Origin of the sequence: Sphingobacterium sp. SRCM116780 (assembly GCF_021442025.1) — a bacterium.
Lineage (GTDB): Bacteria > Bacteroidota > Bacteroidia > Sphingobacteriales > Sphingobacteriaceae > Sphingobacterium.
Genome location: NZ_CP090446.1, coordinates 1,650,576 through 1,669,198, shown reverse-complemented (window position 1 = coordinate 1,669,198; position 18,623 = coordinate 1,650,576). Strand labels below are relative to the sequence as shown.

Below are 18,623 nucleotides of genomic sequence, written 5' to 3'. Positions count from 1 at the left end.
ATTGGTCGAAAATACTGATAAATTTACTTAACGTATTTTTAGAATATAGAAAAGGCTTGTCTTATTGGAAAAGCCTTTTCTATATAGACGTAAAATCTTAGATTCCCATCTCTTTCAAAATAAATTGGGCATGATCAATCTTGTCAGCTACCCATAATACATAACGAATATCTACACCGATAGAACGGCTATAGCTGTCGTTCCAAGCAAAATCATTAATGGTTGCATCGTAAGAACGATCAAAATTGACTCCAATTAATTCGCCATATGCATTCATAATAGGAGAGCCTGAATTACCACCTGTTGTATCCATATTATACAGTAAATTAACAGGTACATCATTAAGTTCTTTCTTCACATAGGGTCCGAAGTTCTTGTTTTCCCATGCCGTTTTTATTTCAGAAGGATAGTCAAAATCTGTCTCTCCAAGGTTTCCTTTTTGGATGATCCCTGCAATTGTTGTGAAAGGGTTCATATAGGTAGCATCTACAGGAGAATATCCTTTTACATTTCCGAAAGTAAGCCTTAATGTCGAGTTCGCATCAGGAATAAAGTTTTTAGATTGATACATTTCTTTGACAGCAACATAATCACCCATTAACTTATTTAAGATACCATCTCTTCTCTTTTGCTCAACAGCAAATTGTTGAATATCCTGGTTCAGTGAATTCTGAAAGTCTAACAACGGATCTGAAAAAGCTAAGAAAGCATTTGGACTCGATAAGATTTGATTTAATACTTGCGTGCACCCATTCAATTTTGTATTCCGAATTAACTGACTTCCATATGCATTGGCAAGGTTAGCATCACGTAGTTTTAACTTTTGAATAGTTTCAATTTGATTATTACCTTGGAATGCTTGTGCATCAGCAAACATGTGAGCTAGAATACGCTCATCTGCATAGTTGCTATAACTTTCATAGATCTCTAGTAAAGCCGTTTTCACGTTCTCTTTATTTGCTTCAAAAAATGCCTTTTGTTGCTCAGAAGAATTTTGTTGCTGTAGTGTCAATTTGAAACTATTAATTTCTCTTGCAATACGCATTAAGCTTGTGCTAGTATAAATGTTATTCATCCACAACTCTTTATACGCATCCTGATTGATTAACGTATATAAACCATCAATTTCACTCATCAAAGAACCATATTTTGATTTCAGATCTGGTTTACTCAAGATAAATGCTGCCAATGCTTGATCATCCTTTTTCTTTGTATTGATCAAATCAATGTTACGTAAACCCTTCAATTTACCTTTATAATTTTTGAGTACATTCGCATTTCTTTTGATACGTGTGGCTAAAGCAAGTGCAGTTGCACGATCTGTTTTCCCAGCTTCATACATACGTTCATTTTGAAATTCATATAAATTAGAGACATAAGGTAACAAGAAGTTTTGTTGATATTGAATGTATTGCGCAGGGCGATGTCTAAAAGTCTTTCCCGGATAACCCAAAATAAACACAAAATCATTTTCATTTACTCCTTTTGGATTTACTTTTAAGAACTTTTTCGGCTGATACGGAATATTATCCTTGGAGAACTTCGCCGAAGCACCATCTTTTCCAACATAGGCCCGTAGAAAAGAATAATCACCCGTATGTCTAGGCCATACCCAATTATCCGTTTCACCTCCGAATTCACCAATAGTTTGACGAGGAATATAAACTAATCGAACATCTTCAATCGTTTTATATCGAAATAAGACGTAGGTTTTACCGATAAACATTTCAGAAACTTCAGCTTTAATAGTAGGATCTTGCTTTTGAGCTTCTTCCACTAATTCTTGCTGTTTCTTCTTGATCAAGGTAATTCTTTCCGAAGGATCTGTAATATGCGCCACAGCTGCCAATATTTTATCTGAAACATCTTCATAAGAATCTGTGATACGTATTGTTAATCCTCGTGCTTCAATTTCTTGCTCATGCGATTGGGCAACAAATCCATTTCTTAAATAATTATCGATAGGTGTACTTGCTAATTGAACAGCCGAGAATGCGCAGTGATGATTGGTGATGATCAAACCACTGGAAGAAATAAAGGAACCTGTACAACCACTTACTTGAACTAAAGCATCAACCAGACCAACTTTCCCTGGATTGTAAATATCTTTTTCACTTATTTTTAATCCAGCATTCTTTAATCCGGCACGGCTTAACTCACTTAACGGAAACATGCCTTCGTCAGGAGACTTGGCCATAATAGTAGGAGCTGATACTGCTAAAAATAGGAGCAAGCTCCATGATTTTTTATTGAATAATTTCATGTTCATTTAACTAAATTATAGGAGATGTTTCTTCATATATAAAAGCTCAAAGATAAAAAATATTAAGTACATATCTTTCGCTGGTTTATGGATGACTTGGTATGAAATATGTTTGCTACTTTTGTATAAATAAAATTGATAAGATGACCCTCATCCAATTAGAATATATAATCGCCGTTGATACATATAGAAGTTTTGTAGCCGCTGCCGAAAAATGTTTTGTAACACAACCAACTTTGAGTATGCAGATCCAAAAGTTGGAAGAATCTATAGGAGTGAAGATCTTTGATCGAAGTCGACAACCTGTTGTTCCAACTGAAATTGGTGAAAAGATCATTACACAAGCCCGAATTATTCTGATTGAAAGTAAAAAAATACCTGAAATTGTTCAAAACCAAAATGGCGAGTTAGATGGAGAGCTAAAAATTGGAGTGATTCCAACAATAGCCCCTTATCTACTTCCTCATGTATTAACGCGTTTCATGGATAAATTCCCCAAATTGCAATTACAAATTTGGGAATATACGACGGAAAGAATTGTTCATGAATTAAAAGTAGGGATATTAGACTGTGGTATCTTATCAACTCCTCTGCAGGAATCTGGAATCATAGAAAAACCGCTTTTTTATGAAAATTTTGTTGCTTATATATCAGAAGAAAGCACTCTTTTTAATAAAAAAATGTTGAGTTCTGATGATATAGGAGAAGATAAACTATGGTTATTGAATGAAGGACACTGTATGCGAGGACAGGTGTTGAATATTTGTCATCATAGACATAATCATGATCATTCAGGTGGTTTTGAATATAATACGGGAAGTGTTGAAACATTGAAAAAAATGGTCGACATCAATTCTGGTATCACCATTCTGCCAGAATTATCCATTATGGATTATAGCGAAGATCAATTAAATCGGATACGTTATTTTAAATCCCCTGAACCCGTTCGGGAAATTAGTCTGGTGACAACGCAAAATTTTGTTAAAAAACAAGCTATCGATGCACTGACACAAGAAATCATGGAGACAATACCGGAAAAATTCAAGACAAAGAAGAAAAAGGAAGTGCTAAGTTTTCAATAAAACAGAATGAATAACTATACCTGGAGAAGCAAACTCATTAAAAAATTAAATGACCTGAACAATTGGAGGATGCATAAAATTTCCAATCGAAATTTTATTATTATTCTTGCTTTTGTTGTAGGAGTCATTGGTGGTACAGCAGCCTCCGTGTTAAAGGCTTTGACACATTTTATTGCGCGTACTTTACAAGACGATATTGATTGGCATTATAAGTATTCGTTTTATTTATTCTTCCCCTTACTTGGTATCTTACTCAGTGTGTTATATGTCCGAAAAGTGTTGAAGTCAAAACATTTGGAACACGGAATTACACCCATTATTTATGCTATATCTAGAAAATCAAGCCGTATTCCAGTTCATAATATCTATTCGCAGATTATCACTTCTGCGATGACTGTCGGTTTTGGAGGTTCATCTGGCTTAGAGGCACCCATCGCCATGAGTGGCTCAGCAATAGGATCCAATACAGGCCGATTTTTTGGTTTACAATATAAAGAGTTAACCATGTTATTAGCCTGTGGTGCAGCCGCAGGAATTGCAGGCGCTTTTGATAGCCCGCTAGCAGGGACAATTTTTGCAATTGAAATTTTACTGCCTGAATTTTCGATCCCCGTATTGATTCCTCTATTGATCTCGGCTGCAATAGCATCAGTTGTATCACAGACTTTATATAGCGAACCACTATTTCATACATTTAGCACCGATTGGCAAGTATCAGCCTTATTCTTCTATCTCTTGCTAGCCATCTTGGTAGGTGGGTATTCTGTTTATTTTGCAAGAATAAGTACAGTAGTCAAAAATTGGTTTTTAACTATTAAAAACCCATATACCAAGGTCTGGGTAAGCGGTATCTCATTGGGTTTGATGATCTTTATTTTTCCTGCTCTTTATGGTGAAGGCTATATTGCCATTCAGCAAATTTTAAATGGTCAGTTTAATGCCATAGTCAAAAACAGTTTGTTTTCTGATTATCAAGATATTGGACTTGTCATTTTAGCTTATTCAGTTTTAACACTCTTTGCAAAATCTTTTGCCGCATTATTCACATTGAATGGAGGAGGGAATGGGGGAGTCTTTGGACCAAGCTTAGTGATGGGGGGATTATTGGGTTTTGCCTTTGCCTATGGAATCAATCTGACAGGAATAGCAGAATTAAATGTGCCGAATTTTGTCGTAGTAGGTATGGCTGGAGCGTTAAGTGGAATTATGCATGCACCATTGACAGGTATTTTCCTAATAGCCGAGATCACAGGTGGATATGGCTTGATGGTTCCCTTGATGTTAGTGACTTCTATATCTTATTTAATCAATAGATCCATTCAAAAATATTCTATCTATACAAAAGTGTTAGCCGATTCTGGAGATTTACTTTCCTATGAGGACAAAGATCGCTCAGTGTTGAGTATGATGAAAATCAGATACGTATTAGAAACTAATTTTGTGATTTTAAGACCAGATGAAACACCAAAAATGAGGCAGTCTGATATCATACACAGTAAGCGTAATATTTTTCCTATTGTTACAGAGAAAGGCAAATTGCTAGGGATATTATATAGTGAAAGACTATTTTCAATTCTGTTGGGAGAAGAAGAAGGTATTGATGAAACGTTCAAAAAATTGGCAGAGATACCGAGTGATATCGTTAAGATTCATGAGGAAAATATGGAATCTGTTATGATTAAGATGAGAAAAGACGATGTGTGGATTTTACCCGTTATTGATGATCAGGATAATTATCTGGGCTTTGTTTCCAAATCAAGTGTCTTCAATAAGTACAGGGCATTATTGATGAGGCAGGGACATTATTTAGAATAAGAAAATTATGGCTTTGAGATTAACCTCTCAAAGCCATAATTTTTGAAACATATTTTCCAATAATATCAAATTCTAAATTTACGTTTGTACCAATCTCCACATGTTGTAGGTTGGTATGTGCAAGGGTATAAGGGATGATAGCAACAGAAAATTGATCAATTTTAGAATTTACTACAGTTAAACTAATTCCATTAACAGTAACAGACCCTTTCTCAACAGTAATATTCTGTATTGCAGGATCATATTGAAAAGTAAATAAAAAACTACCATTTTGATCTTGCTTAGCAATACAGGTGGCTATCTGATCAACATGGCCTTGTACAATATGTCCATCAAAACGACCATTAGCTTGTGTACAACGCTCTATATTCATCAAATCGCCCACCTCGAGATTATTAAAATTTGTTTTTTGAAGAGTTTCATCTATTGCAGTCACCTGATGGATATTATTTTCAATACCAACAACTGTAAGGCAAACGCCATTATGAGAAACACTCTGATCTATTTTCAATTCATTGGAAAGACTCGACTCAATAAATAAATGAATGTTCGAATTTTCTTTCACTATATTTTTAACCTTTCCTAAGGTTTCGATAATTCCTGTAAACATGTATTTTCTAATTTCACCAAAGGTAATGATAAACAAGAAATATTAAAAGTATGCTGAATACGATATTGTTTTGTAGCTAAACAGCCACAAAATTTGTTTTTGAAAAAAGAAAGTGATAAATAATTTTAATTAGTGTATTAAATACACTATCTTTATGCTATCATAATTTAGGTTTATAATTGGTTATAAAGGTTTTCATTCTCCCCGTTTGAAAACCTTTTTTTGTTCTAAAACGATGAAAACATTCATTTTCAGTAATATATAATTCTTATTTATTTTTTAATAAAAATTCTTTTTAACATAAAGTTTATGAAAAATTTATCATAGTGTTTTAAATACACTAACTTTGTGTTATCATAATTTAGGTTTATAATTGGTTATAAAGGTTTTCATTCTCCCTGTTTGAAAACCTTTTTTATTTTAAAACAATAAACATTTAATGTTTTTTGCCTCTTTTTCTTTCTTACGTTGTTTGATCATTTAAATAATATTTTGCTAGAATAATAAATATATTTTACCTTTGACGTAGGTTTAGGTTGATTACCTCACATCATGAGGTACTTAAAGCCTGGGAAATCGCTCGATTCTCTCAGGCTTTTCTTATTTTTAACCAGATTATCAATCATTTTTTTATTTTTGACTATGAATCATTTATTCCAAGGCATACGTATTTTATATGTAATACTATTCCTTACTTTAACACAATCATTGTTTGCTCAAAAGGGTATTTTGGTCGAGTATCAAAGGTCTAACAATAATAAAATCATGGAGGCTCAAGATCCTATATTGGTATATGCGAGTGACTCGCAAACAACCATTACCAGTCGTAAAATAATGAATGGTGAGCGCAAGACACCTTATGAAGTATTGTTCATTAAAAGACCTACTAATAGCTATTACAAATTGACGAATCTTGATGCACAAAAACAGTTGGCTACCTTAGATTCAACAGTCATCAACAAGCAACAATTCGAGATTACAAAGGAGAGAAAAAAAATATTGGGTTATACCTGTTATAGAGCAAAAACAAGTATCAATTCAAATAGTATTGATGTTTGGTATACAACAGAGTTAAACCTAAAAGGAGGACCTTCCGAATTAGGTCAAAATTTAGGATTTGTACTTGAGGTCGTGCGTAATGGGAATTCGGCGATAACAGCAAGTAAAATTGAGCAAGTGAAATCTTTTCCCTCATCTGTTTCACTGCCGTCAACTTTAGACCTCGTTGATGATCTTACCTATAAAGATTTACTCTGGAAAAGTAGATTTATTCAAATCCCCATTTTTAATAAACAAAAAATTAGTTTTTCAGATAACAGTAAATCAGATAGTATTTTACGATTTGCAAGTGGTACTGTCATTGTTAAAAAGGTTAAAATCCCTAAAATAACCGCAGGTCAAGACGTATTTATTCAGGTAACTGAACAATCAAAAGGTGATGCATACGATCGCACGGGTTCTGTTTTTATTATTCCAGAGGATCAGGGAATCTCATTTCTTGATGGAATGAAAAATGGGATGAATACCTTACCAATATACAATAATGGCAATGGAAAAGACTATCAAGGTGTTATTCGAACAGCCAATTATACACCAATATTAGAACTAATGCGCTTTTTTACGCCATTTGGAGTAAGCCAATTTAATTACTTGAAATTAAAAGATAAAAACTGGCAAGATTCAGTTCTATATAGACAGGATATCGGAGAACTAGCAAGCGCGATAAGTGATAAGGATGTATATGTAGGGGCATTTATTGGTAACTATGACAAAAATGGTCATGAAGTAAGTGTGGAAATTACCATACATCCCGGATCTGATAACCATAAATCTTTGAAAAAATTATTACCAATTTTCAATAGTACCAACGTGATGGAAATGGGAGGGCAGGAATATGGAACAATGTTCAATAAGGAAAAAGGTTTAGAAGTTACTTTTGAGTTGAAAGAAGAAGCTAAAAATGTGCAACTGCGTTATATCACAACTGGTCATGGAGGCTGGGGTGATGGTGATGAATTTGTTCCGAAAACAAACAGTATCTATTTAAATGATCAATTGGCATTCAGTTATACACCTTGGAGAAATGATTGTGGATCTTACCGATTAAGCAATCCAGCATCGGGCAATTTCGCTAATGGATTGTCTTCTTCCGACCTAAGTCGTTCGAACTGGTGTCCAGGGACAGTTACTTATCCCATTTATATTGATTTAGGAGTGTTAAAAGCAGGAAAACATACTATTCGTGTACAAATTCCACAAGGAGAAAACGAAGGAACAAGTTTCAGTAGTTGGAATGTATCAGGCGTATTACTATATGACTAAATTAAAAAAGGGGTGAAAAAAAAATCTTTTCACCCCTTTTTTAAGAAACTTAATAGCAATTATACATTGAATCTAAAGTGCATAATATCACCATCTTCTACAAGATATGTTTTTCCTTCTACCGATAGTTTTCCAGCTTCCTTGCAAGCAGCTTCAGAACCTAAAGTAACGAAATCCTGATATTTGATAACCTCAGCACGGATAAATCCTTTTTCAAAGTCCGTATGAATGACACCTGCAGCCTGCGGTGCAGTGAATCCCTTTTCAATCGTCCAAGCACGCACTTCTTGTACACCAGCAGTAAAGTATGTTGCTAGGTTTAATAAAGAATAAGCTGCAACGATCAATTTAGAAACACCAGATTCTGTTAGACCAAGATCATCCAAGAACATTTGACGCTCTTCAAAGCTTTCTAATTGCGCTATTTCGGATTCAATTTGAGCAGAAATAATTAACACTTCAGCTTTCTCATCTTTTACAACCTCTTTAACACGATCTACATAAGTATTTCCTGTATTCACAGAAGCTTCATCTACATTACAAACATAAAGAACTGGTTTTGCTGTTAACAATGCTAATTCTTGAATAAATTCAAAATCATCTGCTTCAATAGGTGCTGTACGGGCCGATTTTCCAGACTCCAAGTGTTCTTTGACAATAGACAAGATTTCATAAGTGCGTTTAGCATCTTTATCTCCACCTGTTTTAGCCATTTTTTCAACCTTTTGAATACGTTTGACAACAGTATCCAAATCTTTTAACTGCAATTCAGTATCAATGATTTCTTTATCACGGATAGGGTCTACAGATCCATCTACGTGGATGACATTACCATCATCAAAACAACGTAAAACGTGGATAATGGCATTCGTTGTACGAATATTTCCTAAAAATTGGTTACCTAAACCTTCACCCTTAGAAGCGCCTTTTACTAAACCAGCGATATCCACAATCTCAATGGTATTAGGAACAATCTTTTGAGGATTAACTAATTCTGCTAATTTATTAAGACGGGTATCTGGAACAGTGATAACCCCAACATTTGGTTCAATAGTACAAAAAGGAAAGTTTGCCGCTTGTGCTTTAGCGTTGGACAAACAGTTAAATAATGTTGATTTACCTACATTAGGTAATCCAACGATACCGCATTGTAAAGCCATAAAATATGCTAGTTTTTTGAATTTACGCAAAGATAAAAAATAAGTCGATACTTTCTATGTATCTTTAATTATGTTGCAATGGTATAAAATAGATCGAACAAGTTCGTTTGACTCCAATCGAATATATGAAGTGAATGCAGGTCGTACACGGGTGTGTATAGTCAACGATAAAAATGGCTGGAAAGCTTTCTCTAGAAAGTGTCCACATGCTGGTGCATCATTTCTGACAGGTTGGTGTGAAGATAATGAGGTGGTTTGCTCATATCATCGACATCGGTTTGATTTAACAACAGGAAAAGGCTGTCCTGGTCAAGGTGATTTTATTAAAATATATCCAACTAAAGTTGAACAAGATGAACTTTATATCGCCATTGAAACAGCAACTTCCTTTTTTGAACGATTATTTAAATAAGAGGTCATTTTTTTGTCTTAGCTTCTAATATATTGATTCTTCCTCATATCACTAAAGCTTCATTGTCATACTAGTCCAGCCCCTAAGTAGGGATACTGCAGGGTATAAGCGTGTCAAAAGCGTTATTCAAGAGAGCACAGTATTTGAAGGTGCTAAGTGCGTGGTAAGTGCGTACATAGTGCGTTAAAGGTATACTTTTAACGCACTATGTACGCTTTATCCCTACTTGATCCCTACTTAGGGACAAGGTCTATAATAAAGGAGCCTTTGAAATGGGTAAAAAAGAACGGATATCCATGCAAGATGTACAAATATAAAATGACTCATTTTTATATCAGTAGGCAAGTTTATATTTACCGTGGCAGTACGAGTAAATTTGGAAAGAAAAATGTATCTGTCTAAATTTAGATTAATGAATAGTACTTTAACCTACACAATTAGCTATAAGTCTTTTATTACTGCATTAAGACCAGTATTAATCGATGGTAGCATTTTTTTTGCACTCTATATGCTTATTGTTTTCAAGACGAACTCAGTAATATGGTTTTTCGTTGGAGTTGTATTGTATTTCTTTCTTTTTTTTATTCCAGCTGTCTATCTATTTTACAACTATAAAAGGTACAATATTTGCAAAACACTCGTTCTTGAATCAGATAACATATGGATCAATGATAAGATGATCGCAGTTAAGATGGTAAAAAAGATACGCATTATTGGCACAGCATATGCTTTGCAAAAGCGATATCAACGCATACTGCCATATGACTATTTCTTCTATATAGAGTTGATATTAGATGACGAAAAAATCTACCTTTCTCGAATTATAAGCCCAAATTTGGTCGAAGTTTTTAGAAAACGATACCACACTGTAGAGAAAGAAGAGCTTATGGTGTTCTATCCCATGATTAAAATTGAGAATGATAAAATAAATTAAATAGAAAAATAACATTTGTTATAACAGAACATTAAAAAAAACTGAACGATGAGAATCAGTTTGAAATCATTTACTATTATTCTTGGGATAATAGGATTATTGTATATTCCTTTAACAAGCTATTACCGCTATAAGAACTTAACGATAGTAAAGGAAACGTTGAAAGAGGTCATAAAAACACGTACTAGAATTCCATATTATGAGTTTCACCTGAACGAATACGATAACCTGTTTTACAATGAAGGTAGGGGCATGTTAACTTTTTTTAAGCAGGACATAACCAAGAGCCAAGACTCCATTTCATTCTCCATTTTGACAAGTGATTCCAATTTATTGGGAACAAGTAAACCTATTGTATATATGGGGTTCAACGAGAATAATTTGTGTATAGACTTGATTTATAGTATTACAAAACCAGGATTATTTACGCAGCTTTTAACCCTGTTACTGTATTTTATAGAAATATTTCTAATTTTCATCTGCATTTATACATATCGAAGCCGTCTGTTTGAGATGCTATCTGTAGCATATCTTATTATGATAACGTTATTAATGGCATTATAGATTGTCTGCATTAATTTATGTTAATTAAGTAGCTCTATAAGAATCCATTAACAAATAGTCGTGTTATGTATGAGTAATATGCGTAAGGTATATCAATCTAAATTTGGATTTTTAATCCTCGATCCATTAATTGTGGGTGTTTTATCACTTTTTTTGGCGTTAGGAATCTATCATATCTTTGATTTTAAGAATGATATATTATCCTGTTGGGCGATAAGCGTTCTTATTTTTATTCTCCGGGTTTCCTATAATTGGGAGAAAAATGAAGAAAGAATCTTCCGAGATCGGTATGTTATTGTACATCAAACTAGATTGAGTAAAGAACAACCTAAATACCACCATCAATACAAAGAACATCCTGAATTTTATTTTTTTCTCGTTTTTGGCGCTGGTATTTTCGGTTATGGCGTTTATATCTTGATGGCGGGATATATTTGGGCATTAATTATCATCTTAGTGGGTAGTGGTTTTATTTATCAAGTGTTAAAGCCTAAGAAAGAAATCAAAATAGGAAATAAGGGTATTTGGTCTACAGAGTTTGGGTTTATTTATATCACAAGCATTCAAAAAATAGAATATTATTCCTCTACAGGAAAGTTTACCTCACGACATGTCAAGCTTTATATTCATAACCATAATCTGTATGAATTAAAACGACCTTATTTACAACTTTCCATCATGAACTATGAAAATGAAAGCAGTCTAAAAGAAGAACTGTTGAAATTAAAATAAAGACAGTTGTTCGTATCATCCATTCCATATTTTTCATTTATTTTATCTAAATGTGTTGTTCTCTAGCGATAAATATATTGTGTGGGAAATTATTTAACAGTTGACCAAATCAAGAAAATGTTAGTTAATCAAAATGATTTCTTTTGCTAGATAAGGATTGTTTTATGGATTTAAGTCGTGTTTTTAATATTATTCCATTAAATCTACTAAATCAGTAGACTTTTTAAAATTTATTTCTATATTTGCCTTATCGTTATGCAATTGGTGTTGGCAAACGAATTTAAATGAAGTATTTATTATTAAAAATGTTTATGAACCAAATCTACATCACCTCATCAAAAAAAGCAGTCTTCATAACTGATCTTATTGTTTTTTACTGCCTATCAATTCGGATGCGAATGTGCATCTAAGCACAATCTTCTTATTAATAAAATAGGGGAAGCGAACCGCTCCCCCAGAGTTTGCAAATAATGAACCGCAAGTTATCAATTGGCGTTGGCACTTGTTAGTATCCACTATTAAACACAGTAAAATTATGAAAAAATTAGGAGTACTACGGTATTCTATTCTTATTTTGTTCTTCATATCCCGCATAAATTCTCTTTATGCACAGGTAGAACCTAAACCTATTATTAATGCATCTCTAGTGGGGCAAGTGATCGATGCGACTACGAAAGAACCCATTGAAGGTGTTACAGTACAATTAGAAGCAGTAACGCATAGTGTAAAAACAGATCGAGACGGTAAATTTCAATTCGTAACGGGGCAAAAACTTCCTTTTACATTGCTCGTATCCTTTGTAGGTTATGAAAAGAAAAAAATTATTGTTAATTCTTCTCCTACTGTCATTGAACTACGACCTGTTGCTGAGAATTTGGATGAGGTCGTCGTGGTTGGCTACGGAACACAGAAACGTAGGGATCTCACAGGATCTGTTGCTTCTTTATCCGAACCACTACTCAAACAAAATGTAGCTTCTCTGGACCAGACTTTAAAAGGTGGAATCTCAGGTGTTCAGGTAACCCAAACATCAGGACAACCTGGAGGAGGGGTGAGTATTCGCATCAGAGGAGGAGCATCTATTCAAGGAGGAAACGAACCGCTCTATGTCATTGATGGCTTTCCCGTCTACAATCAAACAGAAAGTACAGGAGTAGGAAGTGGAACTCCTGTTAATCCATTAGCAAGTATCAACCCTGGAGATATTGAAAGTATTGAGGTCTTGAAAGATGCCTCCGCAACAGCTATCTATGGCTCCAGAGGTGCTAATGGTGTTGTATTGGTTACTACGAAAAAAGGTAAAGCTGGACGGGTACAACTGCATTATGATGGAAGTATTGGCAAGCAAAATGTGTTGAAAAGGATAGATGTATTACATGCATATGATTTTGCTATCCTGCGTAATGAAACCTTGTATGACGCTTATCCGAACTTAGGAAAATTTCAATATCTGTCTCAGGAACAAATTGATCAACTAGGGGAAGGGACGAACTGGCAGAAAGAAGCTTTTCAAAATGGAAAGTTGACCAATCACCAATTATCATTGTCTGGAGGAGCTGAGCGTGTTCAATATTTTATTGGGGCCAACTATTTCGATCAGGAAGGCGTGATTACCAACACAAATTTTAAACGTCTGGGCTTTAGATCCAATATCAATGCAAATCCTTTTAAACGCTTGAATGTAGGAGCCAACCTGTCGATTAACAAAACAAATTCTCAAATTGCTCCGTCTGGAATTGTCAATGCACTTCTGATCATGCCACCAACGGCGAGCATATATAATGCTGACGGTTCTTATACCTTGCGTAATCCGTTTGAAAATATCTTTGCAAATCCTATTGCAACGTTAAAAGAGACAACCAATACTTCAAATGCGTTAAGGGTACTAGGCACCTCTTTTGCCCAATATGAAATTATCAAGGGATTACAGACTAAGGTTTCGTTTGGGGTAGACCTAAATAGCAGAACAGATAAATATTACCTCCCTTCTTATATTTTTGAAGGAGCAGGAAATAATGGAAAAGCGAGTTTGGGAAATTTAGACGCTTATTCTTGGTTGAATGAGAATACATTAGATTACACAACCTCTTTTCAAAAGCATCATTTAAATGTACTGTTGGGATTTACCCAACAAGACGCTAGAAATGAAATCTTTAATGCAGGTTCTGAAAATTTCGTTACCGATGAATTTTTATACAACAGTCTACAAAGCGGATCGACAATTGTGCGTCCCAATTCAGATGCCTATTCTTGGGTACTGCATTCGTATTTGGCTCGTGTCAACTATAATTATGCAAATAAATATTATGTATCAGCGAGTATTAGACGTGATGGGAGCTCAAGATTTGGAGCGGATAATAAATGGGGTAATTTCCCCTCAGTAGCTTTCTCTTGGAGAGCTAGCAATGAAAACTTCTTCAAAGAAACATTTCCTGCAATCAATGACCTCAAGCTAAGAGCCAGTTTTGGAACTACGGGTAACCAAGAGATCGGACAATACCAATCCCTTTCTACTTTATATAGTTTAAACTATCTCTTTGGTAATAATATGGTAACAGGTTTTGCTCCGCAACGCATCCCGAATAAAAACCTGGGATGGGAGACGACCTATCAATATGATGGAGGGTTGGATATTGAGCTATTGAACAGTAGATTGCAACTTACATTAGATTACTACTATAAAAAAACAACGGATTTACTTTTAAATGTGGAGATACCTTGGACCTCGGGTTATGCTTCTTCCTTGCAAAATTTTGGATCAGTTTCCAATAAGGGTTTTGAACTGGGTTTGAAAACTAAAAATCTAAAAGGAGCATTGATCTGGAATACTGATTTGAATTTTTCATTTAATCGAAATAAAGTACTGACCATTGGTACAGGTTCTGGATCCTATATTACAGGTAATTATATCATTAAAGTAGGAGAACCGCTAGGAACTTTTTATGGAACAGAGACTGATGGAATCCTACAAAAAGGAGAAGAATCCACTAAAGGTGTATTTACGGGCAATGCGGTACCGAAAGTTGGAGATCGACTATATAAGGACATTGATGGTGATGGTAAATTTACAACAGCCAATGACCGAACCCTCATTGGAAATGCGCAACCTGATTTTATATTTGGATTGACGAATAACCTTTCTTATAAAGGATTTGATCTGACGTTTTTGCTACAAGGTGCAGTAGGTAATGGGTTGCTCAACATTAATCGGCAAAATCTGGAAATGTTTACAGGACAGCAAAATGCTTCAACGGACGCTTTGCTAAGATGGACAGAAACTAATCCAAGTCAAAGCTATCCAAGAGCAAAGTTGGATCCTGCTCCTGTATTTTCTAATCAGTTTGTAGAGGATGGTTCTTTCGTAAGGTTGAAGTCTCTTCAATTTGGATACAGCATTCCCAAACATTTATTAAGCGCTGCAGGCATTTCTAATCTGAATGTGTATCTCTCTGGTCAGAATTTATTGACATGGACCAAATACAAAGGTTTCGATCCAGAGGTTACTTCAGGTAACAATGTACAAATTGGAACAGATTCAGGTATTTATCCCACTTCTCGCTCATTGACCCTGGGTCTATCATTAACATTTTAATCAGGAGGTTTTTGTGAAAATTACATATATACTTATAACAAGTGCAGTTCTGATGGGATTTTTATCCTGCTCGAAACTTGACGAAAAACCAGAAAGTTTACTGGTATCAGAACAATTTTATCTCAATGAGAATCAAGCTGTGTCTGCAGTAAACGGTACTTATCGAAAATTGTATGAAACTGGTCAGTCGATTTACAATAGTCTTTTTCAAATTGCTGTAGAAATGGCTACAGATGATTACGAAGCAGGACCACGAGCACGTAATGCACATGTTCGTGCAATTAGCAACCTCACTCACGATGCTTCAAATGATCGGATGGAGCAATTGTGGAAACAGAGCTACGATGCGATTAATGCTTCTAACCAAAATATCGAATATATCACATTAATTGCTGCCGACAAGATTAATGAAACAATACGTCAGCGTTTGATCAATGAAGCTAAATTTTTGAGATCATTACATTATTTCAATTTGGTTCGTTGGTTTGGTTCTGTTCCATTGGTTCTTAAACCTGTAACAGCGCTCACTCCTGAAGAACTATATGTGTCAAAGGCATCTGAAGATGAGGTTTATCGACAGATTATTGCTGATTTGAAGGCTGCAGAAGGTTTACCCAACTATAAATTATATGGTGATGCTGATAAAGGAAGGGCTTCTTCAGGAGCTGCTAAAAGTGTATTGGCCAAAGTGTATTTGACACAAAAAGATTGGGCAAATGCAAAACTAAAAGCAGAAGAAGTGATTGATAAGGAAGGTTACGATTTATTTCCAGCTTTTACTGATGTTTTCAATATCGATAAGAAAAATGGCATTGAACATATTTTTTCTGCACAGTTCAAAGGTAATAGTGGTTACCAAGGTAACTCTCTTGCCAGTCGTTCTGCACCTGCTGACATCCCTGGAATCAATGGAGATTATGCGGACGCTTGGCATGCCGAAGGTGGACTTTATCAGGCATTTTCTGCTCAAGATAAAAGACTTACAACCACATTCACAACAGGTATGGTTTCTCCAGTAGATGGTAAATATTATGCACTGACTAAGCCACAGTTTAATAAATACTATGATGAAAGTGTTGTGGGTAACCAAAGTCAATCTTCCAAGAATTTGCCAATTATCCGATATGCAGAAGTGTTGTTGATCTTGGCTGAGGCCGAAAATGAGCTAAATGGTCCTACAAGTGTGGCTCAGCAGGCGATCAATAAAGTCAGAGAACGTGCTGGTATTGGAGCAATTGGAACAAACTTATCTAAAGATACGTTTCGGGAGGCTGTATTTGAGGAAAGACGCAAAGAATTAGCATTTGAATATCAACGTTGGTTTGATCTGGTTCGTCGCGGAGCAGATTATTATGTCATTAAACTAAAAGCTGCTGGTAAAACGAATGCTGCTCCAAGACATATACACTTCCCAACTCCTCAGCGTGAATTGAATTTAAATCCTAATCTGAAACAACATCCCGATTGGATCAATAATTAATAGTGATGAGATGATCCTAACATTTACAGACAAGATAATTATATTCCAATGAAAAGAAATTACTATTTACTGATACTCTTACTTTCCCTGAATTCTTTAGGGGGATGGGCTCAGGATAAACGACCTAACGTTGTCTTGATTTTGGTGGATGATCTGGGATTCTCCGATATTGAACCTTATGGTGCAACCGATGTCCATACCCCTAATTTAACGGAATTAGCGAATCAGGGAACACGTTTCCAAGAGTTTTACAACAACTCCATTTGTGCACCTACACGAGCCTCTTTGTTGACAGGACAGTATTCCCATAAAGCTGGAATTGGGTACTTCAATGTTAATCTTGGACTTCCTGCTTATCAAGGTTTCCTCAATAAAGAATCACCGACATTGGCAGAGGTACTGCAACAAGCGGGTTATTCGACTATTATATCAGGTAAATGGCACGTTGGTGACGATTATGACCAATGGCCAGCACAACGTGGTTTTGAGCGTTCATTCAATTTTGTTGGGGGAGCATCTAACTTCTATGAGATTAACGATGTAGATAAAACTACAGTGCCATTATATAGAAACAATAAAGCATTCTACCTACCCAAGGACCGTTACCTGACAGATGAAATCACAGATCAAGCGATTGGTTTTTTAAAGGAACAACAAAAGGATAAAAAGCCGTTCTTTTTATATTTAGCTTTCAATGCCCCTCATTGGCCACTACAGGTTCCAGAAGAGGAAACTCAAAAATATAAAGGAGCATACGATATTGGCTGGGATAGTTTGCGTACCAAACGGTATGAAAATGCTATTCAACATGGTGTATTTCCCTCTGGACAGGATATTACAGCAAAGGATACGACGATTCAGGAATGGAAAAAGCTGACCTACGATGAACAACAATACTGGAAACGTAGACAACAGGTATATGCAGGAATGATTGATCGTGTGGATCAAAGTATTGGAAAGATTCGTCAGACATTGAAAGAACTTCATGTGGATAATAACACCGTGATCATTTTCTTATCTGATAACGGTGCGCAGGGAGGTGATCGTGCACGGATCTATACGGCGAGAAATTCGGGACCTGTAGGATCACCTGGTTCTTATGACATACAGAATAGCAATTGGTCACAGACGGGAAATTCACCATTGCGAAGCTATAAGGACAATCCTTATGAGGGTGGAATTGGAGCTCCGTTTATCGTGTGGTATCCAAAGGAAGTGAAAGCGAATGTAATCAAAAGAGGTACTGGACATTTGATTGATATCGCACCTACATTATATGATTACGCACAGGCGAAATATCCAAGTAAGAACGATGAAGTTGCAACGAATAAACTTCCAGGTGTTAGTTTACGTACTTTGTTGAAAACGGATCAGGGACAGGTGGATCGTAAGCAGGCCTTATGTTGGGAACGTGCCGGTAATCGTGCTGTACGTTACGGAAAATGGAAATTGGTCGCTACTTATCAAAAAGGTAATAAAGCGGAATTGTATAATATCGATGAAGATCGAGCTGAAAATCATAACCTAGCAACTCAATATCCAGAAGTCGTAAAACAGTTAGAGGAACTGTACACAGTATGGGCTCGAGAGAATAATGTCGTTAACTATGAACGTATCAAAACACAATCCTCATTTCGCTAATCTTTTAACATATACA

The 18,623-nt window shown here is 35.4% G+C and carries 12 protein-coding genes; 9 read left to right on the top strand and 3 right to left on the bottom strand.

The window, feature by feature from the left end:
• Positions 1–97: 97 nt before the first annotated feature.
• A complete protein-coding gene (locus LZQ00_RS07355) occupies positions 98–2,263 on the bottom strand; it encodes a S46 family peptidase (protein WP_234514075.1) in 2,166 nt (721 codons plus the stop codon).
• 143 nt (positions 2,264–2,406) lie between these two features.
• Here LZQ00_RS07355 and LZQ00_RS07350 point away from each other — a divergent pair, with 143 nt between their 5' ends.
• A complete protein-coding gene (locus LZQ00_RS07350; RefSeq protein WP_234514066.1) occupies positions 2,407–3,345 on the top strand; it encodes a hydrogen peroxide-inducible genes activator in 939 nt (312 codons plus the stop codon).
• Between the two features lie 6 nt (positions 3,346–3,351).
• Positions 3,352–5,160, top strand: coding sequence for a chloride channel protein (locus tag LZQ00_RS07345; protein WP_234514065.1), 1,809 nt, complete (start codon positions 3,352–3,354; stop codon positions 5,158–5,160).
• 19 nt (positions 5,161–5,179) lie between these two features.
• Here LZQ00_RS07345 and LZQ00_RS07340 read toward each other — a convergent pair whose 3' ends face one another.
• Entirely contained in the window at positions 5,180–5,770 is a 591-nt protein-coding gene (locus LZQ00_RS07340) for a riboflavin synthase (RefSeq protein ID WP_234514063.1), read from the bottom strand.
• Between the two features lie 642 nt (positions 5,771–6,412).
• On the opposite strand from LZQ00_RS07340, the gene LZQ00_RS07335 reads away from it, so the two are divergent.
• A complete protein-coding gene (locus LZQ00_RS07335; RefSeq protein WP_234514061.1) occupies positions 6,413–8,092 on the top strand; it encodes a GLPGLI family protein in 1,680 nt (559 codons plus the stop codon).
• A 59-nt stretch (positions 8,093–8,151) separates the two neighbouring features.
• Here LZQ00_RS07335 and ychF read toward each other — a convergent pair whose 3' ends face one another.
• A complete protein-coding gene (ychF, locus tag LZQ00_RS07330) occupies positions 8,152–9,252 on the bottom strand; it encodes a redox-regulated ATPase YchF (RefSeq protein ID WP_234514059.1) in 1,101 nt (366 codons plus the stop codon).
• Between the two features lie 70 nt (positions 9,253–9,322).
• On the opposite strand from ychF, the gene LZQ00_RS07325 reads away from it, so the two are divergent.
• The 6 genes from LZQ00_RS07325 (at position 9,323) to LZQ00_RS07300 (ending at position 18,607) form a co-directional block, all read left to right on the top strand.
• Positions 9,323–9,664 carry a Rieske (2Fe-2S) protein gene (locus LZQ00_RS07325; RefSeq protein WP_234514043.1) on the top strand — a complete coding sequence of 114 codons (342 nt, stop codon included), beginning with the start codon at positions 9,323–9,325 and terminating at the stop codon, positions 9,662–9,664.
• A 982-nt stretch (positions 9,665–10,646) separates the two neighbouring features.
• Positions 10,647–11,162: a hypothetical protein gene (locus tag LZQ00_RS07320; protein ID WP_234514041.1), complete on the top strand. Its 516-nt coding sequence runs from the start codon at positions 10,647–10,649 to the stop codon at positions 11,160–11,162.
• A 69-nt stretch (positions 11,163–11,231) separates the two neighbouring features.
• Complete coding sequence (locus LZQ00_RS07315) at positions 11,232–11,894, top strand: hypothetical protein (RefSeq protein WP_234514039.1); 663 nt, start codon at positions 11,232–11,234, stop codon at positions 11,892–11,894.
• A 535-nt stretch (positions 11,895–12,429) separates the two neighbouring features.
• Positions 12,430–15,486: a SusC/RagA family TonB-linked outer membrane protein gene (locus tag LZQ00_RS07310; RefSeq protein ID WP_234514037.1), complete on the top strand. Its 3,057-nt coding sequence runs from the start codon at positions 12,430–12,432 to the stop codon at positions 15,484–15,486.
• A 52-nt stretch (positions 15,487–15,538) separates the two neighbouring features.
• Positions 15,539–16,966: a RagB/SusD family nutrient uptake outer membrane protein gene (locus LZQ00_RS07305; RefSeq protein WP_234514035.1), complete on the top strand. Its 1,428-nt coding sequence runs from the start codon at positions 15,539–15,541 to the stop codon at positions 16,964–16,966.
• A 48-nt stretch (positions 16,967–17,014) separates the two neighbouring features.
• Entirely contained in the window at positions 17,015–18,607 is a 1,593-nt protein-coding gene (locus LZQ00_RS07300; protein ID WP_234514033.1) for an arylsulfatase, read from the top strand.
• Positions 18,608–18,623 lie beyond the last annotated feature (16 nt).

What these genes read in the sequence shown, in the direction of transcription:
- LZQ00_RS07355 (WP_234514075.1), bottom strand. Translation starts at nt 2,263, where the DNA reads ATGAAATTATTCAATAAAAAATCATGGAGCTTGCTCCTATTTTTAGCA.
- LZQ00_RS07350 (WP_234514066.1), top strand. Translation starts at nt 2,407, where the DNA reads ATGACCCTCATCCAATTAGAATATATAATCGCCGTTGATACATATAGA.
- LZQ00_RS07345 (WP_234514065.1), top strand. Translation starts at nt 3,352, where the DNA reads ATGAATAACTATACCTGGAGAAGCAAACTCATTAAAAAATTAAATGAC.
- LZQ00_RS07340 (WP_234514063.1), bottom strand. Translation starts at nt 5,770, where the DNA reads ATGTTTACAGGAATTATCGAAACCTTAGGAAAGGTTAAAAATATAGTG.
- LZQ00_RS07335 (WP_234514061.1), top strand. Translation starts at nt 6,413, where the DNA reads ATGAATCATTTATTCCAAGGCATACGTATTTTATATGTAATACTATTC.
- ychF (WP_234514059.1), bottom strand. Translation starts at nt 9,252, where the DNA reads ATGGCTTTACAATGCGGTATCGTTGGATTACCTAATGTAGGTAAATCA.
- LZQ00_RS07325 (WP_234514043.1), top strand. Translation starts at nt 9,323, where the DNA reads ATGTTGCAATGGTATAAAATAGATCGAACAAGTTCGTTTGACTCCAAT.
- LZQ00_RS07320 (WP_234514041.1), top strand. Translation starts at nt 10,647, where the DNA reads ATGAGAATCAGTTTGAAATCATTTACTATTATTCTTGGGATAATAGGA.
- LZQ00_RS07315 (WP_234514039.1), top strand. Translation starts at nt 11,232, where the DNA reads ATGAGTAATATGCGTAAGGTATATCAATCTAAATTTGGATTTTTAATC.
- LZQ00_RS07310 (WP_234514037.1), top strand. Translation starts at nt 12,430, where the DNA reads ATGAAAAAATTAGGAGTACTACGGTATTCTATTCTTATTTTGTTCTTC.
- LZQ00_RS07305 (WP_234514035.1), top strand. Translation starts at nt 15,539, where the DNA reads ATGGGATTTTTATCCTGCTCGAAACTTGACGAAAAACCAGAAAGTTTA.
- LZQ00_RS07300 (WP_234514033.1), top strand. Translation starts at nt 17,015, where the DNA reads ATGAAAAGAAATTACTATTTACTGATACTCTTACTTTCCCTGAATTCT.